The organism is Mesorhizobium sp. B1-1-7, assembly GCF_006442705.1.
In the GTDB taxonomy this organism is placed as follows: Bacteria; Pseudomonadota; Alphaproteobacteria; order Rhizobiales; family Rhizobiaceae; genus Mesorhizobium; species Mesorhizobium opportunistum.
The window spans coordinates 79,552-101,106 of sequence record NZ_VFWQ01000004.1 but is presented as its reverse complement, the minus strand read 5'-3'; the positions used below and the strand labels follow the sequence as shown (position 1 = coordinate 101,106).

The 21,555-nt window shown below is 63.1% G+C and carries 21 protein-coding genes; 10 read left to right on the top strand and 11 right to left on the bottom strand.

The window, feature by feature from the left end; all coding sequences use genetic code 11:
- Positions 1–48: 48 nt before the first annotated feature.
- Positions 49–1,239, bottom strand: coding sequence for a hypothetical protein (locus FJ978_RS07620; RefSeq protein WP_140571429.1), 1,191 nt, complete (start codon positions 1,237–1,239; stop codon positions 49–51).
- A 338-nt stretch (positions 1,240–1,577) separates the two neighbouring features.
- Between FJ978_RS07620 and parC the strand changes: the two genes are divergently transcribed.
- Both parC and FJ978_RS07610 read left to right on the top strand, forming a co-directional pair.
- Positions 1,578–3,830, top strand: a complete 2,253-nt coding sequence (gene parC / locus FJ978_RS07615) for a DNA topoisomerase IV subunit A (protein ID WP_140571427.1) — start codon at positions 1,578–1,580, stop codon at positions 3,828–3,830.
- A gap of 250 nt (positions 3,831–4,080) precedes the next feature.
- On the top strand, positions 4,081–5,295 hold the full coding sequence (locus FJ978_RS07610; protein WP_140571425.1) for an AI-2E family transporter: 1,215 nt from the start codon (positions 4,081–4,083) through the stop codon (positions 5,293–5,295).
- 35 nt (positions 5,296–5,330) lie between these two features.
- Here the strand turns inward: FJ978_RS07610 and FJ978_RS07605 are convergent, their stop codons facing one another.
- The 3 genes from FJ978_RS07605 to FJ978_RS07595 form a co-directional block, all read right to left on the bottom strand.
- Positions 5,331–6,227: a DMT family transporter gene (locus tag FJ978_RS07605; protein ID WP_140571423.1), complete on the bottom strand. Its 897-nt coding sequence runs from the start codon at positions 6,225–6,227 to the stop codon at positions 5,331–5,333.
- A gap of 128 nt (positions 6,228–6,355) precedes the next feature.
- Entirely contained in the window at positions 6,356–7,120 is a 765-nt protein-coding gene (locus FJ978_RS07600) for an arginyltransferase (protein WP_140571421.1), read from the bottom strand.
- A 138-nt stretch (positions 7,121–7,258) separates the two neighbouring features.
- The gene (locus FJ978_RS07595; RefSeq protein WP_140571419.1) at positions 7,259–7,729 is read right to left on the bottom strand and encodes an RDD family protein; all 471 of its coding nucleotides are present in this window, start codon (positions 7,727–7,729) and stop codon (positions 7,259–7,261) included.
- Between the two features lie 210 nt (positions 7,730–7,939).
- Between FJ978_RS07595 and sthA the strand changes: the two genes are divergently transcribed.
- Positions 7,940–9,328, top strand: a complete 1,389-nt coding sequence (sthA, locus tag FJ978_RS07590) for a Si-specific NAD(P)(+) transhydrogenase (protein WP_140571417.1) — start codon at positions 7,940–7,942, stop codon at positions 9,326–9,328.
- Positions 9,329–9,407: 79 nt separating this feature from the next.
- Here the strand turns inward: sthA and FJ978_RS07585 are convergent, their stop codons facing one another.
- A complete protein-coding gene (locus tag FJ978_RS07585) occupies positions 9,408–10,103 on the bottom strand; it encodes an alpha/beta hydrolase (RefSeq protein ID WP_140571415.1) in 696 nt (231 codons plus the stop codon).
- 202 nt (positions 10,104–10,305) lie between these two features.
- On the opposite strand from FJ978_RS07585, the gene FJ978_RS07580 reads away from it, so the two are divergent.
- Positions 10,306–11,484: an OpgC family protein gene (locus tag FJ978_RS07580; protein WP_140571413.1), complete on the top strand. Its 1,179-nt coding sequence runs from the start codon at positions 10,306–10,308 to the stop codon at positions 11,482–11,484.
- Between the two features lie 15 nt (positions 11,485–11,499).
- Here FJ978_RS07580 and FJ978_RS07575 read toward each other — a convergent pair whose 3' ends face one another.
- The gene (locus tag FJ978_RS07575) at positions 11,500–12,576 is read right to left on the bottom strand and encodes a substrate-binding domain-containing protein (RefSeq protein WP_023769381.1); all 1,077 of its coding nucleotides are present in this window, start codon (positions 12,574–12,576) and stop codon (positions 11,500–11,502) included.
- A gap of 371 nt (positions 12,577–12,947) precedes the next feature.
- Here FJ978_RS07575 and FJ978_RS32725 point away from each other — a divergent pair, with 371 nt between their 5' ends.
- Positions 12,948–13,097 carry a hypothetical protein gene (locus FJ978_RS32725; protein ID WP_181176789.1) on the top strand — a complete coding sequence of 50 codons (150 nt, stop codon included), beginning with the start codon at positions 12,948–12,950 and terminating at the stop codon, positions 13,095–13,097.
- Between the two features lie 12 nt (positions 13,098–13,109).
- On the opposite strand, the gene FJ978_RS07570 is transcribed toward FJ978_RS32725, so the two are convergent.
- Both FJ978_RS07570 and FJ978_RS07565 read right to left on the bottom strand, forming a co-directional pair.
- Positions 13,110–13,475, bottom strand: coding sequence for a DUF423 domain-containing protein (locus FJ978_RS07570; RefSeq protein ID WP_140571411.1), 366 nt, complete (start codon positions 13,473–13,475; stop codon positions 13,110–13,112).
- Between the two features lie 39 nt (positions 13,476–13,514).
- The gene (locus FJ978_RS07565; RefSeq protein WP_140571867.1) at positions 13,515–14,768 is read right to left on the bottom strand and encodes a multidrug efflux MFS transporter; all 1,254 of its coding nucleotides are present in this window, start codon (positions 14,766–14,768) and stop codon (positions 13,515–13,517) included.
- 117 nt (positions 14,769–14,885) lie between these two features.
- Between FJ978_RS07565 and FJ978_RS07560 the strand changes: the two genes are divergently transcribed.
- Together FJ978_RS07560 and FJ978_RS07555 are read left to right on the top strand one after the other, a co-directional pair.
- Complete coding sequence (locus FJ978_RS07560; protein ID WP_140571409.1) at positions 14,886–15,551, top strand: GntR family transcriptional regulator; 666 nt, start codon at positions 14,886–14,888, stop codon at positions 15,549–15,551.
- 103 nt (positions 15,552–15,654) lie between these two features.
- On the top strand, positions 15,655–15,915 hold the full coding sequence (locus tag FJ978_RS07555; protein ID WP_013896014.1) for a DUF982 domain-containing protein: 261 nt from the start codon (positions 15,655–15,657) through the stop codon (positions 15,913–15,915).
- 68 nt (positions 15,916–15,983) lie between these two features.
- Here the strand turns inward: FJ978_RS07555 and FJ978_RS07550 are convergent, their stop codons facing one another.
- Positions 15,984–16,130 carry a hypothetical protein gene (locus FJ978_RS07550; protein ID WP_013896013.1) on the bottom strand — a complete coding sequence of 49 codons (147 nt, stop codon included), beginning with the start codon at positions 16,128–16,130 and terminating at the stop codon, positions 15,984–15,986.
- A gap of 200 nt (positions 16,131–16,330) precedes the next feature.
- Here FJ978_RS07550 and FJ978_RS07545 point away from each other — a divergent pair, with 200 nt between their 5' ends.
- Together FJ978_RS07545 and FJ978_RS07540 are read left to right on the top strand one after the other, a co-directional pair.
- On the top strand, positions 16,331–17,302 hold the full coding sequence (locus tag FJ978_RS07545) for a glycosyl transferase family 90 (RefSeq protein WP_140571408.1): 972 nt from the start codon (positions 16,331–16,333) through the stop codon (positions 17,300–17,302).
- A 157-nt stretch (positions 17,303–17,459) separates the two neighbouring features.
- Complete coding sequence (locus FJ978_RS07540; protein WP_140571406.1) at positions 17,460–18,431, top strand: glycosyl transferase family 90; 972 nt, start codon at positions 17,460–17,462, stop codon at positions 18,429–18,431.
- A 13-nt stretch (positions 18,432–18,444) separates the two neighbouring features.
- Here the strand turns inward: FJ978_RS07540 and FJ978_RS07535 are convergent, their stop codons facing one another.
- Positions 18,445–19,488, bottom strand: a complete 1,044-nt coding sequence (locus tag FJ978_RS07535) for an aldo/keto reductase (RefSeq protein WP_140571404.1) — start codon at positions 19,486–19,488, stop codon at positions 18,445–18,447.
- Positions 19,489–19,769: 281 nt separating this feature from the next.
- Between FJ978_RS07535 and ppk2 the strand changes: the two genes are divergently transcribed.
- Positions 19,770–20,690, top strand: coding sequence for a polyphosphate kinase 2 (ppk2, locus tag FJ978_RS07530; RefSeq protein WP_013896009.1), 921 nt, complete (start codon positions 19,770–19,772; stop codon positions 20,688–20,690).
- Between the two features lie 187 nt (positions 20,691–20,877).
- Here the strand turns inward: ppk2 and FJ978_RS07525 are convergent, their stop codons facing one another.
- Positions 20,878–21,525 carry a dihydrofolate reductase family protein gene (locus FJ978_RS07525; protein WP_140571402.1) on the bottom strand — a complete coding sequence of 216 codons (648 nt, stop codon included), beginning with the start codon at positions 21,523–21,525 and terminating at the stop codon, positions 20,878–20,880.
- Positions 21,526–21,555: the final 30 nt, after the last annotated feature.

Here is a 21,555-nt window from a genome sequence, read left to right as displayed (position 1 = left end):
AGCCCGGCATCGCTGCCGGGCTATTTTCGTATCTTGAGCTAACTTCGATCAGTCTTCGTTCGCCTTGACGCTGACGCCCAGCGTCTTCGGCAGGTCAAGCGGGTTGGACATGGCGCCCGCCATGATCAGCGCGAACGGCACCGATGCCGGCGGCTCGGCCGAGATTTCGAGGCTCTTCGGGTCGTCGAGATACTTGCCGACGGCTGCCGTCACCTGCGCCGTCAGTTCCGGATTGTTGAGCTGCGCCATGCCGAACGGCACGATTGCCTTGGCCTGGTTGGCGATGTCCTTGGCCGACATGCCCTGCTGCTTGCCGACATATTCCAGCACCTTGTTGGTCAGCGAATCGTCGTCGAAGCGGATCGAGGCGCTGTTGAACGAAAGCTGCTGCAACAGGCCGAGCATGGCCATGCCCTGCGCGGAATTGTCGGCGCCTTCGGGCTGCGCGGCCATCTTCTTCTGCATCTCCTGCAGCGACTTGACGAAGTCCATCGTGTAGCCACCGAGGTCGAAGGTCATGCCGAGCGTTCCGGCATTCTCGACGGAAATGTCATATTTCGACAGTTCGATCTTGCCATCCGAGGGCTGCCAGGTGCCGGCCATTTCGAGATTGCCCGAGATATTCTGGTAGCCGAGAGCGTTGATGACTTCCTTCGACTTGGGATCGTCGACCAGCGTCAGGTCCGCATTGAACTTTTCCGTGGTGCCGGTGAATTCCATCGCCTTGCCGTCCGCCGGCGGCGTGATCTCGATGGCAAGGCCGGCCATCGAGAAGGCGGTCTTGTCGGCGACCTTGACGGTCATGTTTTCGAGTTCGGCGGATTTGTACATCATCAGCGAGCCCAGCGGGCCGGTGGAGCCATCGGCCGGAACCGTCATGTCATGGATGACGAAGGGGCTGAGATTGAGGGTGACGCCATCCTTGCTGTGTTCGAAGGCCGACGTCGACACGGTGGCGATGTCATAGCCGCCATTGGCTTCGGTGACGCCCTCGAGCTTGACGTCGCCGATCGGCAGGACTTCCTTTTCCGCAGCCGGTTTGATCGCGACGCCCTGCAGCACCATGCTGGTGTTGTCGCCGGTCACGCCGGTCCAGGAGATGTCGACGCCCTGCGCGGAAAGCGCCGCCTTCAGCCGGTCGGCGACCGCGGCGTCCTGTGCCAGGGCCGCATTCAGTGGCAGCGTGAGCAAGAAGGTCGAAAGAGCGAATTTCCGGAGAATTGAGCGGTTGATTGTCATCGCAAGGTCCCTGAGAGTGTTCTGAAATTGTTTTTCAATTCTTTGCGCCATCACCATTCCGTGACGAACTGGACGGGAAAAAGGCGTATCCCCGGCACATTGGTCAAAAATCGCGGCGAAAGGCAAACCCGATCCGAACGTCATTGTCTAAAGCGGTGAATTTGGCATGAAGAGCGGGTCACGCAGCGCCGTCGCGCTTGGCAATAGATGCGGCGTGTAACAGATTGATGTTGGCCGGCAAGCCGGACCTTTCGGCTTCATGTTGCACAAAGGACGCAAGTCGATTGGCCCGGCACGCGCCACTTGCCGCGAATCACCCGCTCGGCTAGTTCCAGCCCATGGGAAAAAGGCTTTTGCCGCCTGACAATGGCGGTGGCGATCATATCGAACCGGTCGACCTGAAGAAGGCGCTGGAAGAGCGCTATCTCGCCTATGCGCTGTCGACCATCATGCATCGGGCGCTGCCCGACGTGCGCGACGGACTGAAACCGGTCCATCGCCGCATCATGCACGCCATGCGCCTGCTGCGGCTCAACCCCGACCAGGGCTTCGCCAAATGCGCCCGCATCGTCGGCGAGGTGATGGGCAAGTTCCACCCGCATGGCGACCAGTCGATCTATGACGCGCTGGTGCGGCTGGCGCAGGATTTTTCGATGCGCTACCCGCTGGTCGACGGACAGGGCAATTTCGGCAACATCGACGGCGATAACGCCGCCGCCATGCGCTACACCGAAGCGCGCATGACCGACGTCGCGACCGAGCTGCTTGCCGGCATCACCGAGGACGCCGTCGACTACCGGCCGACCTACAATGAAGAGGACGAGGAGCCGGTCGTGCTGCCCGGCGCCTTCCCGAACCTCCTGGCCAATGGCTCGTCGGGCATTGCCGTCGGCATGGCGACGTCGATCCCCCCGCACAACGCAGCCGAACTTTGCGACGCCGCACTTCACCTGATCGAGCACCGGGACGCGCCGGTGGCGAAGCTGATGGATTTCGTCCAGGGTCCGGATTTCCCGACCGGCGGCATCATCGTCGACAGCCGCGCCTCCATTCTCGAAGCCTACGAGACCGGCCGCGGCGGCTTTCGTGTCCGCTCCAGGTGGAGCCAGGAAGACCAGGGCAGGGGCACCTGGAGCATCGTCGTCACCGAAATCCCTTATGGCGTGCAGAAGGCGCGGCTGATCGAGAAGATCGCCGAGTTGCTGATGGCCCGCAAACTGCCGCTGCTCGAAGACATCAGGGACGAAAGTGCCGAAGACATCCGCGTCGTGCTGGTGCCCAAGAGCCGTTCGGTCGATCCCGGCATCCTGATGGAATCTCTGTTCAAGCTCACCGAGCTCGAAAGCCGCTTCCCGCTCAACATGAACGTCTTGTCGCGCGGCAAGGTGCCCAACGTGCTGTCGCTCAAGGGCGTGCTGCAGGAATGGCTCGACCATCGCCGCGACGTGCTCGTCCGCCGCTCGAAGCATCGCCTGGGCGAGATCGAAAGACGGCTGGAGATCCTGGCCGGCTATTTGATCGCCTATCTCAACATCGACGAGGTGATCAAGATCATCCGCGAGGAGGATGAGCCCAAGCAGGTGATGATGGCCCGCTGGTCGCTCACCGACACCCAGGCCGAAGCCATCCTCAACATGCGCCTGCGTGCCCTGCGCAAGCTGGAAGAGTTCGAGATCCGCAAGGAATTCGACGGCCTCACCACCGAGAAGAAACAGATCGAGGCACTGCTGGCGTCCGACGCCAAGCAATGGTCGACCATCAAGTGGGAAGTCACCAGCATCCGCGACAAGTTCGGCCCGGAGACCGAACTCGGTAAGCGCCGCACCCAGTTCGCCGATGCGCCCGAGCACGACCTGACCGACATCGCCCATGCCATGATCGAGCGCGAGCCGGTCACCGTGGTGGTTTCGGAAAAGGGCTGGCTGCGGGCAATGAAAGGCCATCTGGCCGATCTCTCGACGCTGACCTTCAAGGAGGGCGACAGCCTCAAGCTCGCCTTCCACGCCCAGACCACCGACAAGGTGCTGGTGTTCACCACCGGCGGCAAGTTCTACACCATCGGCGCCGACCGGTTGCCGGGCGGGCGCGGCCATGGCGAACCGATCCGCATCATCGTCGACATGGACAATGACCAGGACATCGTCACCGCCTTCGTCCACGATCCCAAGCGCAAGCTGTTGCTGGCCTCCTATGACGCCAACGGCTTCATCGTGCCGGAGGAGGAAGTCGTCGCCAACACCCGCAAGGGAAAGCAGGTGATGAACGTCAAGGCGCCGGACGAAGCCAAGCGCTGCGTCCCGCTCACCGGCGATCATCTCGCCATCGTCGGTGAGAACCGCAAGATGCTGGTGTTCGCGCTTTCCGACATCCCGGAAATGGGCCGCGGCAAAGGCGTGCGGCTGCAGAAATACAAGGATGGCGGCCTGCTCGACCTAAAGCCGTTCACGCTGGAGACCGGCCTGTCCTGGCAGGATTCGGCCGACCGCACCTTCATAAGGTCGCGCGAGGAACTGGCCGAATGGATCGGCGCCCGCGCGTCGGCCGGCCGGATGGTGCCGAAGGGATTTCCGAGGACGGGGAAGTTTGGGTAGCGGCTGATCTCCCCCCTCGAGGGGGAGATGTCGCCGAAGGCGACAGAGGGGGTCGGTTCGACCGGACGCAACCTCCTGCTTTTAACAGAAGAGGCTAACGCCTTACGGGCGGCGACCCCCTCTAGCCTGCCGGCCATCTCCCCCTCGAGGGGGGAGATCGCTCACTCCCCCAACTCATTTGGAGTATCGTCACGATTGCTGCACTATATCAGCGCATAAACGGGACGGCGGTTGGGGAGAGACGGGCGTTTTGAAGGAAGCAAAAATCCAGAAACCGGAACGGCAGCAGCGCCTGTTCGGCCTGTCGACGCCACTGCGGTCCGCGGTCATTCCGCCGCTGTCGGCGGCGCGCTGGCTGCTGGTGCTGATCGTCGCCGCCGGCGTCTATTTCTTCCACGGCTTCCTGTTCCCGGTGCTGGCGGCGCTCGTCATCGCCTTCGCAAGCTGGCCGCTCTACCGGCGCCTGCTGGCCAGCGTCGGCGGCAACCGCACCATTGCCGCCACCTTTGCCATCCTGTTTATCCTGGCCTTCCTGGTGATACCGATCGCGCTTGCCGGCACCTACGCCATCAACGAGGTGCGCGAGTGGGTCGGCTGGGCGATCGAGACCAATCGGCACGGTGCCACCACACCGCACTGGATTGCTACGCTGCCTGTCATCGGTGAGTGGCTGAACGAGCAATGGACGGACAATTTTGGCCATCCCGGCGGCATCGGCGAGCTGATCCAGTTGATCAGCGGCGCCAATATCGGAAGCATCTATCGCGGCGTGCTCGCCGCCGGCGGCAGTGCTTTCGGGCTGTTGCTGACGCTGCTGTTCATGATGATCGCGCTGTTCTTCGCCTATCGCGACGGCGAACACTTTGCCGGCCAGGTCGACCGGCTCGGCGAACGCATCCTGCCGACCCGCTGGGAGCGGATCTCGCGCGTCGTGCCGGCGACGATTTCTTCGACCGTGACCGGCATGACCGTTATCGCCATCGGCGAGGGGCTGGTGCTGGGCATTGCCTACTGGCTGGCCGGGGTGCCATCCCCGGTAACGCTCGGCGCCCTGACCGGCGTCATGGCGCTGATACCCGGCGGCGCACCGCTGTCCTTCACGCTGGTCTCGATCTACCTCGCCGCCAGCGGCTCGCCGATGGCCGGCCTGGCGCTGTTCCTGTGGGGAGCGGTCGAGCTGTTCATCGTCGACAAGACATTGCGCCCGAAGCTTGTCGGCGGCCCGATAAAGCTACCCTTCCTGCCGACCTTTTTCGGCCTCATCGGCGGCGTCAAGACCATGGGTTTCCTCGGCCTGTTCATCGGACCGGTGCTGATGGCGCTGCTGGTGGCGATCTGGCGCGAATGGCTGCGCGAGGTGGAGCTGGCCGACGAGACGGCCGCCGACTCGGCGGCCGACATCGAGGCGGGTCCGCAGATCGAAGTCCTGCCGGAATCCAGTGCGGCGAAGAAAGCCAGCGCCTGATAAGGACCGGCTTTGCGCCGTAAGCCGAATTGTCGCTAGACCGGGTGGTGCACCGCGAAATCGACCCGGCGCTTGCGCCCTTCATGCAGCTGCCAGAGCGAGTGCGCGACCAGCGTGACGATCAGGATCGCGCCGCCGATCAGGCTGTTGCGGGTCGGTGCCTCGGCAAAGATCATCCATACCCAGAGCGGCGCCAGCACGGTTTCGAGCAGGTAGAACATCGCCACCTCCGGTCCTGAAATGTATTTCGGCCCGGCGGCGAGGCAGAAGAACGAGATCGGCATGATGATGGCGCCGTTGAAGACGATCCACCATGGCGCGTTCACATGAAAGCCTTCGCCTGACACCATGAAGGCCGCCAGCGCGAGCGGCAGAAGGACGCCGACGAGCGAGGTGAATCCCATGTCCTTGCCGCTGGCGCGCGAGATGGTGATGGCCACCGCGATGAAGAAGGCCGAGCACAGCGCCATGAAATCACCGAACAGCTTGCCGGTGCCGACCGAGCCGCCGACGATGACCAGCACGCCGAGGATCATGATCGCCATCGCCGCGATGGTCACAAGCCGTGGCCTTTCCCTCAGGAATATCCAAGACAGCAAGCCCGCGAACACGGTGTTGAAGGCCAGGATGAACACCAGGTCGGCGGTCGAGGTGTGGTAGACGGCGGTGACGAAGGTGATCCCGGTCAGCCCGTAGCATATCGCCACGATCAGGCCGGACCAGCCGGGGATGAGCGGCGGGGCGCTTCGGCTGAGTGCCCGCCAGACCGACCAGATGACCATGGCCGCCACGAAAGTGGTGCCGGTGCGCAGCAGCATGATCGTCCATGCGCCTCCGTCGGCGAGGCGGATCAACGGTATATCGACAGTCAGCGTGAGCCCGCCGAGGGCGGTTATCAAAAGACCTTTCTGGTGATCGTAATGAGAGGACATGCAGGAACTTTCGCAATGAAATGCAGGCTGGCGGCCGGCTGGTGCAATGGCGCACTCTCTCCAGCCAACCGGCTGAAAGACCAGCATCCCCTGCCTTGAAACAGTTTAAGGGCGGACCGTGGAAAAACTCAGCGTGAAACCGCTTCGTTGATGTAGCGTTCCCAGCCCTTGGGGCCGAGATGCTCCTGCGGCATGAAGCGCATCTTATAATTCATCTTGCGCGAGCCATTGACCCAGTAGCCGAGGTAGACATGGGGCAGGCCCATCGCCCTGGCTCGGGCGATGTGGTCGAGGATCATGAACGTGCCGAGCGAACGGCTTTCGAAATCGGGATTGAAGTAGGAATAGACCATCGACAGGCCGTCGGCCATCTTGTCGGTGAGCGCCACCGCGATCAGTTCGCCCTGGCCCTTGCCTGTGATGAAGGTGTCGGGGCCGCGCCGCCGGTACTCGATCACCTTGGTGTCGACATGGGTATCCTCGACCATCATGGCGTAGTCGAGCACCGTCATGTCGGACATGCCGCCACGGCGGTGGCGTGCATCGAGATAGCTGCGGAACAGCGAATATTGTTCAGTCGAGGGCTCGGCATTGTGCATGGCGCCGACGAGGTCGGAATTATGCTGCAGCACGCGCTTCATGTTGCGGCTGGCAACGAATTCCTGGGCCAGGATGCGCACGGACACACAGGCGCGGCAGGTCTCGCAGGCCGGTCTGTAGGCGATGTTCTGCGAGCGCCGGAAACCGCCTTGCGTGAGGAGATCGTTCATCTCCGACGCCTTGTCGCCGACCAGATGCGTGAACACCTTGCGCTCGAACTGACCGTCGAGGTAGGGGCACGGCGACGGCGCGGTCAGGAAGAACTGCGGCGACTGGGTCGGGTGATGCGTCATCGAGCCTTGGAAACACTCCTTCGAGTCGCTCTACCTTTGGCGCGGAAAGCGAAAAATTCAACAGGATTGTGAAGGTGTGGGCGAACAGACGCCTTCACATTTATGCCGATATGGCGGTAGCGCTTCCAGAAAATGCCGTCAACGGCCGGTGCGGCTGACCACGGTGCCGAGCAGAAGGTCATGCAGCGTGCGCTTGCGGTCGGCAAACAGGGTCACCAGCAGGACGAGCGGCGACAGGATGACGTTGCCGGCCCAGAACAGCACGGAATGGACGACCGCGGTGAGCCCGTCGATCGGCCGGCCGTCGAGCCGGTCGAGGCGGATGCCCATCATCTTCATGCCCGTGGTGGCCTGGTCGGCGCTGCCCAGCGTGTTCCAGATGTAGAGGATGGCAACGGCCGGCACGAGGACGCCAAACAGCACCCAGCCAAGGCCGAGGGTCAACAGCCCGAGGAAGAACACCAGTATGGCGAACGGAATGGTGAGCAGCGCGACGATGATATAGTCGAGCACGAAAGCCAGGATGCGCCTTGTGCGCACGCCTTCATAGGCCCTGACATCGTCGAGCCTGGTGTTGATGATTTCGCCGTCGAGAACGCGCGCGTTCATGTCATTTCCTCGTAACAGGGCCCGACATAGGCTGCGAGCCGCTCGACAATGAAATGGTGAAGGCCCGTGCCGGAATCAAGATCGGGCTTCATTGCGGGCGCAAGGACGGAACGGCGTCTGGCGCAAGCTGAACCGGTTGAATTTGCCGCGCGAATGGCATTAGCTTGCTGCGGCGCACCAAAGCGCCGAGGGGCAGGGGAACGGGGCACTATGGACTACGACATGCTGGTCATCGGCAGCGGCCCTTCAGGCCGCCGCGCCGCGGTGCAGTCCGCCAAGCTCGGCAAATCGGTGCTGGTGGTCGATAGGGGCCGGCGCCTTGGCGGCGTCTCGGTGCACACCGGCACCATCCCTTCCAAGACGCTGCGCGAAACGGTGCTCAACCTCTCGGGCTGGCGCGAACGCGGCTTCTATGGACGCGGCTACCGGGTCAAGCAGGATATTTCGGTCGGCGACCTGGTCGAGCGGCTGCACAAGACGCTCGACCATGAGGTCGAGGTCCTGCAGCACCAGTTCATGCGCAACACGGTCAAGAGCGCACGTGCCGCGGTAAAATTTCTCGGTCCAAACAAGGTCAGCCTGACGACCGACAATGGCGACTACAGCGAAGTCGGTTTCGCCAATGCGCTGATCGCCGTCGGCACCAGGCCGCACCGGCCGCGCGACGTGCCCTTCGACAAGACCCGCGTCTTCGACAGCGACGAGATGCTGGAACTCGACCGCCTGCCGCGCACGCTGACGGTGATCGGCGCCGGCGTCATCGGTGTCGAATACGCCACGATCTTTTCCGCGCTCGACGTGCCGGTGACGCTGGTCGAGCCGCGCAGCTCCATCCTCGATTTCGTCGACCGCGAAATCGTCGACGATTTCATCCACCAGATGCGTGATCGCGGCATGACGATAAGGCTAGGCAGCGCGGTGAAGGAAATCCGCTCCAAGCCCGAAGCCGCCGAGGTGGAACTGGCCGATGGCCGCACCATCCGTTCGGAAGTCGTGCTCTACGCTGCCGGCCGCACCGGCAATGTCGGCAGCCTGGGGCTGGATGTGGTCGGCATCGATGCCGATACCCGAGGCCGCATCAAGGTCGACCCGCAGACCTTCCAGACCAGCGTGCCGAACATCTACGCCGCCGGCGACGTCATCGGCTTTCCGAGCCTCGCCTCCACCTCGATGGAGCAGGGCAGGGTCGCCGCCTGCCATGCCTTCGGCGTGGCATTGCCGCCGCCGCCGGAAACATTCCCTTATGGCATCTATGCGGTGCCGGAAATCTCGACCGTCGGCCAGTCCGAGGAACAGGTGCGCGAGAGTGGCGCCGCCTACGAGGTCGGCGTGGCGCGCTTCCGCGAGACGTCGCGCGGCCACATCATGGGCGTCAACACCGGCTTCCTGAAACTGTTGTTCTCGATCGAAACGCGTCGCCTGCTCGGCGCGCACATCGTCGGCGAGGGCGCTACCGAACTCATCCACATCGGCCAGGCGGTGATAAATCTCGGCGGCACGGTCGACTTCTTCGTCACCAACACCTTCAACTACCCGACGCTTGCCGAGGCCTACAAGATCGCCGGACTTGATGCCTGGAACAGGATGGGGCGGGGATAGGCGCTAGCTCTCCACGCGGATTCCGCAGGCCCGCACGGCCGAGCGCAGATCGACACTCTGACCGTTCGGGACAGAGCCCTCAGCTTCGCTGTATCGCCGCCTGTCCCGCCAGCCATTGCCTGACGATCGCCGCGTCCGGCTCACCGATTTCGTGGCCCGAAGGAATGATCCGGGCGTCGATCTCGCTGCCGTGGCGGCTGAGCAGCGTCACCAGTGCAGGCGCGAAGGGACCGTAGGTCTCGTCGGCTGCTCCGGCGATGATCAGCGTTCGTGTCCCGATGAGGGTCGCCGCCGGCGCCTGGTCGAGTACAGGCATTTCGGGCTCAGGCATTTCGAGCACAGGCATCGGCCTCAGCAGCGCCGCCCCGCGCACGATGCCTGGATGCAGCAGCATCAGGCTTGAAACCAGATTGGCGCCGTTCGAATAGCCGAGGAATGTTGCCCGGGCGAGCTCAAGCCCATGGCGCTTGGCCGCTTCGCCGGCGAATGCCGCGAAAGCGGCGGTTTCGGCAATGATGCTCTGCTGTTCGAATCGCGTCGGGGTGATCCGCTCGAACCAGCGAAAACCGTCCTCCTGGGGGATCCGGCCACGCGCTGCGATCAGCATGGCGTCGGGCGCGATCTGTCTCGCCAGCGCCACCAGGGTCGTCTCGTCGACACCGGAACCATGGAGCAGGAACAGGCATTCACGGCGGCTCCCGCCGGCACCCAGGAGCCGGTAGGGAAAGGCCAGATCCATAAGCAACGAGCCGTTTTCGACGCTGTCGCCCATCATTCCGCATCCTCTTGATTATATGAGGTTTCGCTGAATTTGCCGGCTTCAAAACGCAATATTTTCATGCTCCGCGAAAGTTGATTGAACCGGGCGCATTCCAGCCCGTTTCTGCGCCGATACACTCCCGTGGGAGGAATCGAAGCGGTGCGCCCCGGGGGTCGCATTGCTGGACATGAACAACCAGCTTTGAGGCCTTTTGTCGATGACCACCCCCATTTCGCCGGAACGCGATACGCGTATCGATGTACTGCGCGCGCTCGCCTTGCTCACCATCTTCGTCGACCATGTGCCGGGCACGGCTTTCGAGGTCCTGACCTACAAGAATTTCGGTTTCTCGGACGCCGCCGAGGCGTTCGTGCTGATCTCCGGCATCTCGGTCGCGCTCGCCTACGGCACGAAATTCCGGCCGGGCGGCCGGCTTCTCGCAACCTTGAAGATGTGGCGGCGGGCGGGTGTGCTCTACGTCACCCACATCGTGACGACCATGGCGGTGATGGCCCTGTTCTGCGCCGTGGCGGTGTTTGCCAGGCGGCCGGACCTGCTGAGGCTGATCAACATCGAGCCGCTGATGAAGAACCCGCCGGAAGTGCTGGTCGGCATCGTCACGCTCGGCCATCAGCTCGGCTACAACAACATCCTGCCTGTCTATGCCGTGCTGCTTTTGATGGCGCCGGCCTTCGTCCTGTTCGTCAGCTACAGGCCCGTCGCCGCACTTGTCGTGTCCGGTGGGCTATGGCTCGTCGCCGGCATCTGGCAGATCGCCCCGCCCAACTATCCAGAGCCTGGCTTCTGGTTCCTGAACCCGCTGTCCTGGCAGTTCCTGTTCAACATCGGCCTGGCCACCATGCTGCATGTCAGGCGTGGCGGTGTCATCCCGGTCAATCGCTGGTTGGTCGGCGCCGCCGCGGCCTATGTGCTGACGGCGCTGGTCTGGGTGCACAGTCCGCTGTGGGGGCAGATAACCTGGTTCAAGCTGCCCGTGGTGATCGGCGGCTTCGACAAGACCTTCCTGTCGCTGCCGCGGCTGTTGCACATCCTGGCGGTCAGCTATCTCGTCGTCGCCCTGCCGGCGCTCTCCGGCCTGTTCCGGACCAGCCCCGACCATCCGCTGGCGATACTGGGCAAGCGCTCGCTTCCGGTCTTCATCGCCGGCACGCTGATTGCCATGCTCGCCCAGGTGATGAGGCTGATCAATCCGGGCGGGCTCGTCTATGACAGCCTGCTGCTATCGGCCGGCATCGCCATGCAGTTCGCGCTCGCCTTCTATCTCGAATGGCTGTCGACCATCGCAGGATCGGGCAAAGCCCGCGCGACGCAAAAGGACGTCGCGCCGGTCCGCGCGCCTTTCGGCATCTCCGCCGTGGCGAGAGCCAATCGCTGAGCTTGGCCGCACGGCTCAGCCGCGTGGCGGAGCCGACGAGGCCCGCACGATCAGTTCGACAGGCAAAAGCTGCCGGCTGACCCTGCCGTCGCTCTCCAGGATCGCTTTGACGGCAAGGCGGCCGATCTCGGCGATGGGCTGGGCGATCGTGGTCAAGGGCGGCTTGGACGTCGCCGCTTCCGGGACGCCGTCGAAGCCGATGACGGAAACGTCGCCGGGCACGGCCAGCCCGCGCGCGCTCAGCCATTCGAGCGCCGCCAGGGCTGTCCTGTCGGACATCGCCAGGATGGCCGTTGGCGGCTCGCCGGAAGCGAAGATGGCTTCAAGCCCCGCTTTCGTGGTGGCCGCATCGTTGGCGGTCTCGTAGACGGGCACTTTGGATATGTCGACGCCAACCCGCGAAAGCTCCTGGAGATAACCGGTGAGGCGGTCGCGCGTCCCCGCATAGGTCGCGGCGCGAACCTGCTCGGGCGACACAAGGCCTGTCCTGTCGTCGGCGAAAGGCAGCGCCAGGACGGCAAAGCGGCGATGTCCGAGATCGGTGAGATGGCGCGCCGCCAGGCCGGCGCCGGCGATGTTGTCGACGCCGATCGCCGCGACCGAACCGTCCTGCGAATCCAGATCGAGCGCCACGAACGGCAGTTTGCGCTCGCGTGCCAGTTCCACCAGGCGCGAGCCGCCTTCGATGCAGAAGACGATGAAGCCGTCGACCAGCGCGCTCTGGATGTTCCAGGCTAGCTGTTCGTTGTTGGCGGCCGAGACAAGGGAGATCCCGGCCCCGGTTGCGTCGCAGGCCTGCGAGATGCCCGCCATCATGACGCGCGCGAAGGGATCGTCGAAGAAGTAGGAGAGGGGCTCGGCGGTGGCCACGCCGATGGCGTTGACCTTGCCGGCCCGCAGCAGCCGGCCCTTCGGATCCGGCCCGCCATAGCCCATCGCCTCTGCAGCCGCCTTGACCCGTTCACGGACTTCCTCGCGCACGATCTCGGGGCGGCTGAAGACATTGGACGCGGTGCCATGCGAGACACCTGCGGCCTTGGCGATGTCGGCCAGCCGGACGGGTCGTCGATTGCCTGCGGTGAGTGACGCCATTTTGCGCGTGCCTCCTGACATGCATTTAGCACGTTCCGGGCTTGCATCTAGCACTTTCGTTGGATCGATTCAAATTCTGCTTGACCAGCGACAGCCGAAGGCCTATCTTTGAATCGATCCAAACCGGCAGATTCAGGCTGCCGAAATGACCGAAGGGGAGGTGCGCCATGCATCCCGTCAACTATCTGTTTCAAGACATCTATCGCAACGACTGGAGCATTGTGTCAGCTGCCAACAGATCCAGTCGTCGAAATCATGCCGGCCCATGGATTCGGGACCTTCGCTTTCTGGTGGAACGCAAGCGGAGCTGATCGGCGCAGCCTTTTTGTGCTCACCGATTGGATCGATTCAATTCAAGAGAGAGAAAAACCATGCATCCCCTCAAGCATCTGTTCGAAGACATCTATCGCAACTATTGGGGCATCGCGCCGGCCGCCGAGCGGCCCGAGGCGCCGCGCCGGACAAGGCTAGCCTCGCGCGGTCGCGACCTTTGGGTCCGATCCGAACGTCACCGGGACTGACCGTTCGGCATCTCAGGATATTGGGCGAACCAAGGCGGAGGCGGCAATCGCCAGCCAGCCTGCGATGAGCAGGGTGCCGCCGATCGGCGCCGACATCGGAAACAGTCTCGATCCGAGAAAGTCGCGGGCGAGCAGATCGCCCGCGAAAAGCACGAGCCCGACAAGCAGGGCCAAGCTGGCCGTCCGCAGCAAGCGATTCGCACCGGCAAGGCCGACGGCGAGAAACACCGGTGCGTGCATCAGGAGGAACGATGCGGCCGTGCCGGTGAAGGCGCCGCCACGGTGCGCGGCCGCCGCCGACAGTGCCACACCTGCCGCACCGACGAGACCGCCGGCAAGCACGAGGATGCGGCTGGCGTTGGATTCAGCGAGACTCATGATAGCGCGGCCCTTCGATTGCTGACTTGGGCGAATCCCTCAGGGCTCGCCCGCCTCCAGCAGCATATGACGTGACCGCCGCGACTGGACAATCCAGTTGTAGACGGCGCCGCCAGCCATCAGCACCGATGTGCCGAGAAACACCGCCGGCATACCGAAGTGGCCGCCGACGAAGCCGCCGGTCAAGGGTCCGGCGACCTGCCCGACATATTGCGCCGAAATCGCCAGGCCAAGCACGTTGCCGCCGACACCGTCGGGGACGTTGTGGCGGATGACGCTGGTGATGCAGGGCAGCAGGCCGCCAAGCGCCAGACCCATCAGGAAGCGCAGTCCTATCAACTGCCAGCTGTCGGTGACGAAAGCCTGCGGAATGAGCAGCAGGGCCGAGACAGCGAGCGCGCCCACGACGACGTTCCAGTGACCGACGCGGTCGGCGAGCTTGCCGAGCCATGAGGCCGACAGGATGGTGCCGAGCGCCGCCGCCGACATCACCACGCCGGCGACCAGCGTCACCCGGCTCTGATCCTCGATGAGCTGCTGCACATAGACGGTGATGATCGGCTCGATCGACATGGTGGCGAACGCAAGCAGCATCCCGGTTGTCAGCATCGCCACGACCGGACGTTTGTCCGGGATCTGCGACCAGCCACTCTTCGCCTTTGCCGACGAAACGGCTTTGGCCGGCTTCGGGCGGGGGGTCTCCTTGATCAGGAAGGTCGTGGCCAGGAAGGCAAGGAAGATGACGCCGCCGGACAACAGGAAGGTGGCGCGGATGCCGATGACCGGCGGCAGGGCGCCGCCGAGCAGGGGGCCGACCAGCGAGCCCGCTGTGATCCCCGCCGACAGGACGCCGAGCGCCCAGCCAGAGCGGTCCTTGGGCGTCTGCATGGCCACCAATATCGTCGAGCCCGAGGAATAGCCGCCGGCAAAACCGATCAGCAGGCGCAGCAGCACCAACTGCCAGACCGTTTCGACCATGCCCGTCAGCGACATGCAGATCGCCATGCCGAAGCTGGCGCGCACCAGCATCACCTTGCGGCCGTAGCGGTCGCCCAGGCGTCCCCACAGCGGCGCAACCATGGCAGCGGCAAAGAAGGTGGCGCCATAGGCGATGCCGGACCACTGCACGATGGCCGCATGTCCCTGCGCGCCGAGCTGTTCGACATAGAGCGGCAGGAAAGGCAACAGCAGGGTCATGGCGATGAGCGTGCTGAACGAGCCAGCAAAGCAGACGGCGAGATTGCGCCGCCAGTGGATGTTGTAACCGCTTTGTCGGGTGTCTTCCTGCGTCATGTCCTTGCCTGCTCGATACCAGCGCTTGTTGCGGATACCGTTTTGGGATACCAAGATGGTATCCGTCATGAACTTCAGCCCGGCTGCTGTCAATGCAACTTCGGAAAGGCGAGCGCGATGTCGCAGATGCAGAATGTCGAACGGCAGTTGCGCGAGATGATCCTGGGGCTCGAGATCGGGCCAGGAGAGCGGCTGACCGAGCGTTGGATCGAAGGCCGCTTCGGCGCCTCGCGCACGCCGGTCAGGGCAGCGCTTCTGCGGCTGGAGACCGAGGGGCTGGTCGGCAGGGACGGGCGCGGCTGGACGGTGTCGCCCATCAACCTTGCCGAGCTCGAGCAGATCGCGGTCTATCGCGAAGCGGTCGAGGTCGCGGCTCTGCGGCTGACATGCACGCACGTCGACGGGAATGCCATCGATGTCATCGAGGCGATGCTCGATTCCTGCGACGAAAGCACGCCGCGCGAGGAGTGGCATCGCGTCGGCATGGATTTTCACATCGAGCTGGCGCGCCTGTCGGGCAATGAATTCCTGTTCCGGGCCGTTCGCGATGCCATGACGCGGCTGTCGCGCGCCCGCTGGCTAGAGGTTCGTGACGAAGCCGCCCTTGGCCGCGCCTGGGACGAGCATCGCGCCATCCTGGCGGCAGCACGCCTTGGCGATGCCGATGAAGCGGCCCGCCGGCTTTCAGCCCATATCGTTGGCAGCCGTGACCGGCTGGTGACGTCGCTCGCCAACGATCGACGCGGGCTTCGCGCCAGGGGTTTTGCCGTGGTCGCTGCCTAGCGCGGCTTGCACAAGGGGGGGCAATCGCTGCGAAACGGCGGCGTCCCGACACAAAGCGCACTTTCGGCCTCGCTTCATGGATGCCGATGGCGTAAGAGCGGCGATGGAAAACAACCGATTTGAAACACCCGTGACCGTCAAGTCCGTCACGGCGGGAAGCACTCAGCTCTTGCGTTCGGCCCGCGAGGCTTCCGATTACCTCCTCAACAGCTGGCCCGGCAAGCGCAGCCCCAAGCACCGTGCGGCGCTGCAGGCCTGTCATGACGCGCTGGCCGGCGACAAGCCGGCCATGAATGCCAGGCGTGCCTTCATCGCGGCGGCGCGTGAAGTCGACGTTTTCGTCAGCGACAAGGCGCCCGCTTGACGCAATCCAATCGGATTGAGACGAGCCATTGGACTGAGACGAGGCCCGCATTCGCGGGCCTCTTGCCGTCATTCCTCTGTTTCGGCGTCGGTCTCGGTCTCCGGCTTGGACCGTTCCCGCGCGGCGACCTTGGCGGCCTGCTTTTCGGCCTTCTTGGCTGCCTTTTGCCGGTCGCGTTCCTTGCGTTCCTGATCGTAGTTTGGTGCTCGCGCCATATCGGCTCCTTTTTGACCTGCCTTGCGGCTCAAACCTTGCCTAGGAGCATTAGCCGCCAAACACAACAGCCGAGGCAAAAGTACCGCGGCGTTCGCTTCCGCGGTTGGGGAGGGCTTGCCAGATGCGCGGCACAATGGTGTAGGAAGCGTCGGGGCGCCAACGAATTGAGAGCTGCCTGTTTGTTTTGATCAAGTGAACCATGGCCACAATTGCGCGGACGACGGCGAGAGTGTTCTATTATGCGCGAAACGTCGCGCGCGACGTCATTCCCCAAGCCCTGTTTCGACGCAGGCTGGCCGCTCGTCTCGAAACGGCCAGGCTTTCCGGCGAGCCGGCGCGCCGGCGGCTGAATTACTACAACAAGCTGCAGGATGGTTTCACGCCAAGCGCAAAGGCCGTGCGCATCAGCGAGCTGCCCTTCACTCCGACCATGTATTATTACGACCTGAAGGAGTTTGCCCGCTACTTCGATCCCGGCTTGCTGATCGACGTCCAGTTCGGAGACGTCATGAAGGTGCCGAAGGTGCCTTCGATCGTCAAGGATCGGCCGATCCGTGACGACGACAGCAACGCGGTCATCATGAAGCTCGACAAGTTTCGCCATTTCCAGATGCCGACCGATACGATCCCGTTTGCCGATAAGCTGCCGGCGGTGGTCTGGCGCGGCGATCTCAACAATCCGATCAGGACACGGTTTCTGGAAGCGGCGCGCGACCTGCCGTTCTGCGACGCCGGCTCGCACAAGGCCAACGCGCCGGCGGAGTATGCCAAGCCCTTTCTCACCATCCGCCAGCACCAACGCTATCGCTACATCGTTTCGCTCGAAGGCAACGACGTGGCGACCAACCTCAAATGGATATTGAACTCGAAGTCACTCTGCCTGATGCCGCCTCCGACATACGAGACATGGTTCGCGGAGCGGCAGCTCGAGGCCAATGTTCACTACGTGCCGCTCGCAGCGGACTTCTCCGACCTTGCTGAACATGTGGCTTTTTTCGAGCGGCACCCGGCGAAGGCCGAGCGCATCGTCGCGGCCGCGAACGCCTATTGCCGGACGTTCGACAATGAGCAGACCGAACAGGCGATCTCCCTGCTGGTGCTCTACAAATATTTCGTGCTCAGCGGCCAGATCAAGCCGGATGCCGATGTCTGGCACTACATAACGGGATAGTTGCCGGCGACATAGCCGGTCCCTGTGGCCAAGCGCGCTGTCACCATTTGGATGCGCCGCCCATTTTTGCGAAATCTCTGACACGACCACGCGGGAGCGCGCGAGGAACTATTTCGGCTGTCGTGCGTTTGCTGGCGCTTGTTTTGATCAGAGAACGATGGCCACCATACAGCGAACGACCCAAAAGGTTTTCTACTATGCGCGGAATGTCATACGCGATGTCGCACCACAGGCAATCTTCCGACGACGGCTGGCAGGTCGCCTCGAGCAGGCCAGGCTCTCCGATGAGGCCGTCCGCCAACGATTGAACGACTACAACAAACTGCACGACACGTTCTCGCCCAGCCCCGATGCCGTCCGTATCGACAGCCTGCCGTCGACACGCAGCATGTATTACTACGACCTGAAGGAATTTGCCCGTTACTTCGATGCCGGACTGCGCCTCGACCTGGAGTTTGGCGACGTCATCGAGGTGCCCAAGGTGCCGTCATTCGTCAAGGATCGCCCGATCCAGGCCGACAACGACAATGCGGTGCTCATGAAGTTCAACAAGTTCCGCCACTTCTACATGCCTGTCGACACGGTTGCCTTCGCCGACAAACTGCCGGCCGTGGTCTGGCGTGGCGATCTCAACAATCCGCTCAGGACAAGGTTTCTGGATGCCGTGCGCGACCTGCCGTTCTGCGATGCGGGCTCGCACAAGCCGAACGCGCCGGCAAAGTACAGCAAGCCCTTTCTCAGCATCGGCCAGCACCTGCGCTATCGCTACATCGTCTCGCTGGAGGGCAATGACGTGGCGACCAATCTGAAGTGGATCATGAATTCGAACTCGCTCTGCCTGATGCCGCCGCCGACCTACGAAACGTGGTTTAGGGAGAGCCAGCTCGAGGCCAATGTCCACTATGTGCCGCTCGATCCGGATTTCGCCGATCTGGCCGAAAAAGTAAGCTATTTCGAACGCCACCCGGCTGCGGCGGAGCGCATCGTCCTCGCGGCCAATGCGCATTGCCGCAAGTTCTCCAACCAGCGAGACGAGCAGGCGATCTCCCTGCTCGTGCTCTACAAATATTTCGTGCTCAGCGGCCAGATCGAACCCTATCCCGAACTCTGGCGGTTCATCGGGGGCTAGATCCTGATGTCCGTCAGATGGCGCTGCGATCGAGAACGGTGTCGGCGGGGCCGAAGCGATCCTTTGCCGTCAGTTGCTGGTGCCAGTAGGGATAGAGCAAAGGCGGCCGGCTGACCGCGTCGAGGCGCTGGCGTTCGTCGGCACTGAGTTCCAGGGCGGCGGCTGCGAGATTGTCCTTGAGCTGGGCATCGTTGCGGGCGCCGATCACCAGGGAGGAGACGGCGGGGCGGCCGAGCAGCCAGGCAAGCGCCACCTGCGCCGCGGAAACGCCCCGGGCCTTGCCGATTTCGACCAGCACGTCGACGATCCGCCAAAGCCGGTCCTCGTCCCGGATCGGCGGCTCGGACCAGCCGGCGAGCTGCCGGGCGGTGGGGCTGTCGCGGCGGTATTTGCCGGACAGCAATCCGCCGGCAAGCGGGCTCCACACCAGCACGCCGAGCCCCTGGTCGACAGAGATCGGCAGCAATTCATACTCTGCCTCGCGCGCCTCCAGCGTGTAGTGGATCTGCTGAGTGACAAAGCGCGGCTGGTGATGGCTGTCGCTGACGGCGAGCCCCTTCATCACCTGCCAGCCGGAGTAGTTGGAGCAGCCGACATAGCGGATCTTGCCCTGGCCGACCAAGGTGTCGAGCGCGGCGATGGTTTCCTCAAGTGGGGTCAGGCCGTCCCATTCGTGCAGGAAATAGATGTCGATGACATCGGTCTTGAGCCGCTTCAGGCTCCTCTCGCATTCGCGGATCAGGTGATAGCGCGACAGGCCTTCGTCGTTGGGCCCTTTGCCGATCCGCATCCTCGCCTTGGAGGCGATCAGCACGTCGTTCTTGCGCTTGCCGCCGAGTGCTTCGCCAATGATCTCTTCCGAGATGCCGTTCGAATAGACATTGGCGGTGTCGAGAAGATTGATGCCGGCATCGATGCACATGTCGATCATCCGTTTGGCTTCGGCGAGATCGCTGTTGCCGACAGCGGCGAACGGGCCGGCGCCGCCGAAGGTCATGGTGCCCATGGTCAGTGTCGAAACCTTCAGGCCGGAACGGCCGAGAGTACGGTATTCCATGTCAATCCTCGCGATTGTGTTGAATTGGGGCGGCGCGAAAGGGCAGCCCGGAATGCGATCGGGGATTTGTAGGACAATTCGCCCGGTTTGTCGCCATGCCGGGACGACGATCGATCATATCTCGCGGAATTTGCAGCGCCGGCGATCGTGCTCGGGCTGCAATAAAACCGTCACTGCCGGCCTATATTGAATTCGGCTAAGGTGTTCCGTTCCAGGCCGCGGGCCAGCAGGGTTGGGGCGCCGGGACATAAACCGACAGGCTTGCACGCGGAGCAACTGATATGACCGAGCTAAGACAGAATTCCCCTGCAAAAGACTGGCTCGAAGCCGAGCTCGCCGACACGCTCGACGAAGACTATGAGCTCGAAATGTCGGAACCGGCGCTGTCGATGGAGATCGCCAAGATCTACAAGAACTCGCATCCGCCTTCGATCGACCGCATGCAATATTTCCGCGACCTGATCACCTTGCAGTCGGAGCTGATCAAGCTGCAGTCATGGGTCGCCTATCACAGGAAGAAGCTGGTGGTGATCTTCGAGGGCCGCGACTCCGCCGGCAAGGGCGGCGTCATCAAGCGCATCACCCAGCGGCTCAATCCGCGCATCTGCCGCGTCGTGGCACTGCCGGCGCCGACCGAGCGCGAGAAATCGCAATGGTATTTCCAGCGCTACGTCCCGCATCTGCCAGCCGGTGGCGAGATCGTGCTGTTCGACCGCTCCTGGTACAACCGTTCCGGCGTCGAACGGGTGATGGGTTTTGCCGGACCGGAGCAGGTCGAGGAGTTCTTCCACGACGTGCCGGAGTTCGAGCGCATGCTGGTGCGCTCGGGCATCACCGTGGTCAAATACTGGTTCTCGATCACCGACGAGGAACAGCAGATGCGCTTCCTGATGCGCATCCACGATCCGATGAAGCAGTGGAAGCTGTCACCGATGGACCTGCAGTCGCGCGTGCGCTGGGAACAGTACACCAAGGCCAAGGAAGAAACCTTCGCCCGCACCAACATTCCCGAGGCGCCCTGGTTCATCGTCGAAGGCAACGACAAGAAGCGCGCACGGCTGAACTGCATCGATCATCTGTTGAAACAACTGCCGTATGAAGAGGTGCCGCACGAGGAGATCACGCTGCCCGAGCGCGTCTTCAACCCGGAATACGAACGCCAGGTTCTGCCACGCGAACTGTACGTGCCGGAGAAGTATTGAGGGTTCTTCCTTCTCCCCGTCACCATACGGGGAGAAGGTGCCGGGGGATGAGGGGCGGCGCCAACCTTGATCAATTGGCCGGTAGCGCAATCTTCCATCGCCAGCGCCGCCCCTCATTGCCCTGCCGGGCATTTCTCCCCGTATAGTGACGGGGAGAAAGGGGCCTGCCGCCAAGGGTTTCGCCAAACTACGCTCGATCGATGGTCACATGCGTGGCAAGCGCTGTCGCCACCTGCTCCGTGCACCGATAGCCAAGCTTCACCATATCCAGGCCCGCGAAGAGGTTCTCGCCTGTTCCCAGCAGCATCGGCGAGATCGCCAGGTGCATGGTGTCGATAAGTTTTTCCTGGAGATATTGCCGGATGGTCGAGACACCGCCGCCGACCCGCACATCCTTGCCGCCAGCCGCCGACCTTGCCTGCTCGAGCGCCGAATGGATGCCGTCGGTGACGAAGTGGAAAGTGGTGCCGCCCTCCATCGTGATCGGCGCTCGCTTGAAGTGTGTCAGCACGAAAACCGGCACATGGTAGGGCGGGTTGTCGCCCCACCAGCCCTTCCAGATCTCGTCGGGCCATTCGCCGCGGATCGGTCCGAACATGTTTCGCCCGAGGATCCACGCGCCGACATTCTCGAAGCTGCGCGCCGCGAACGCCTCGTTGATATCGGAGGCGCCGCCATCTTCTCCGAGCACCATCTTGCGGAAGGTGCGGGTGTCGACAAACCACTTGTGCAAGGATTCCCCACCGACGCCGAGCGGATTTTGCAGATCCTGGTCGGGACCGGCGCCATAGCCGTCGAGCGATAGGGTGAAAGCATTGACACGCAGCTTGGACATGAAAACCTCCTCGAGAACCAGTTGTATTTT

Bases quoted from the DNA above. Each gene is read 5' to 3' on its own strand.
- sthA (WP_140571417.1), top strand. From the start codon at position 7,940: ATGGACTACGACATGCTGGTCATCGGCAGCGGCCCTTCAGGCCGCCGC.
- FJ978_RS07595 (WP_140571419.1), bottom strand. From the start codon at position 7,729: ATGAACGCGCGCGTTCTCGACGGCGAAATCATCAACACCAGGCTCGAC.
- FJ978_RS07550 (WP_013896013.1), bottom strand. From the start codon at position 16,130: ATGGCGCGAGCACCAAACTACGATCAGGAACGCAAGGAACGCGACCGG.
- parC (WP_140571427.1), top strand. From the start codon at position 1,578: ATGGGAAAAAGGCTTTTGCCGCCTGACAATGGCGGTGGCGATCATATC.
- FJ978_RS07575 (WP_023769381.1), bottom strand. From the start codon at position 12,576: ATGGCGTCACTCACCGCAGGCAATCGACGACCCGTCCGGCTGGCCGAC.
- FJ978_RS07570 (WP_140571411.1), bottom strand. From the start codon at position 13,475: ATGAGTCTCGCTGAATCCAACGCCAGCCGCATCCTCGTGCTTGCCGGC.
- FJ978_RS07605 (WP_140571423.1), bottom strand. From the start codon at position 6,227: ATGTCCTCTCATTACGATCACCAGAAAGGTCTTTTGATAACCGCCCTC.
- FJ978_RS07535 (WP_140571404.1), bottom strand. From the start codon at position 19,488: ATGGAATACCGTACTCTCGGCCGTTCCGGCCTGAAGGTTTCGACACTG.
- FJ978_RS07525 (WP_140571402.1), bottom strand. From the start codon at position 21,525: ATGTCCAAGCTGCGTGTCAATGCTTTCACCCTATCGCTCGACGGCTAT.
- FJ978_RS07620 (WP_140571429.1), bottom strand. From the start codon at position 1,239: ATGACAATCAACCGCTCAATTCTCCGGAAATTCGCTCTTTCGACCTTC.
- FJ978_RS07545 (WP_140571408.1), top strand. From the start codon at position 16,331: ATGGCCACAATTGCGCGGACGACGGCGAGAGTGTTCTATTATGCGCGA.
- FJ978_RS07565 (WP_140571867.1), bottom strand. From the start codon at position 14,768: ATGACGCAGGAAGACACCCGACAAAGCGGTTACAACATCCACTGGCGG.
- ppk2 (WP_013896009.1), top strand. From the start codon at position 19,770: ATGACCGAGCTAAGACAGAATTCCCCTGCAAAAGACTGGCTCGAAGCC.
- FJ978_RS32725 (WP_181176789.1), top strand. From the start codon at position 12,948: ATGCATCCCCTCAAGCATCTGTTCGAAGACATCTATCGCAACTATTGG.
- FJ978_RS07560 (WP_140571409.1), top strand. From the start codon at position 14,886: ATGTCGCAGATGCAGAATGTCGAACGGCAGTTGCGCGAGATGATCCTG.
- FJ978_RS07580 (WP_140571413.1), top strand. From the start codon at position 10,306: ATGACCACCCCCATTTCGCCGGAACGCGATACGCGTATCGATGTACTG.
- FJ978_RS07540 (WP_140571406.1), top strand. From the start codon at position 17,460: ATGGCCACCATACAGCGAACGACCCAAAAGGTTTTCTACTATGCGCGG.
- FJ978_RS07555 (WP_013896014.1), top strand. From the start codon at position 15,655: ATGGAAAACAACCGATTTGAAACACCCGTGACCGTCAAGTCCGTCACG.
- FJ978_RS07600 (WP_140571421.1), bottom strand. From the start codon at position 7,120: ATGACGCATCACCCGACCCAGTCGCCGCAGTTCTTCCTGACCGCGCCG.
- FJ978_RS07585 (WP_140571415.1), bottom strand. From the start codon at position 10,103: ATGATGGGCGACAGCGTCGAAAACGGCTCGTTGCTTATGGATCTGGCC.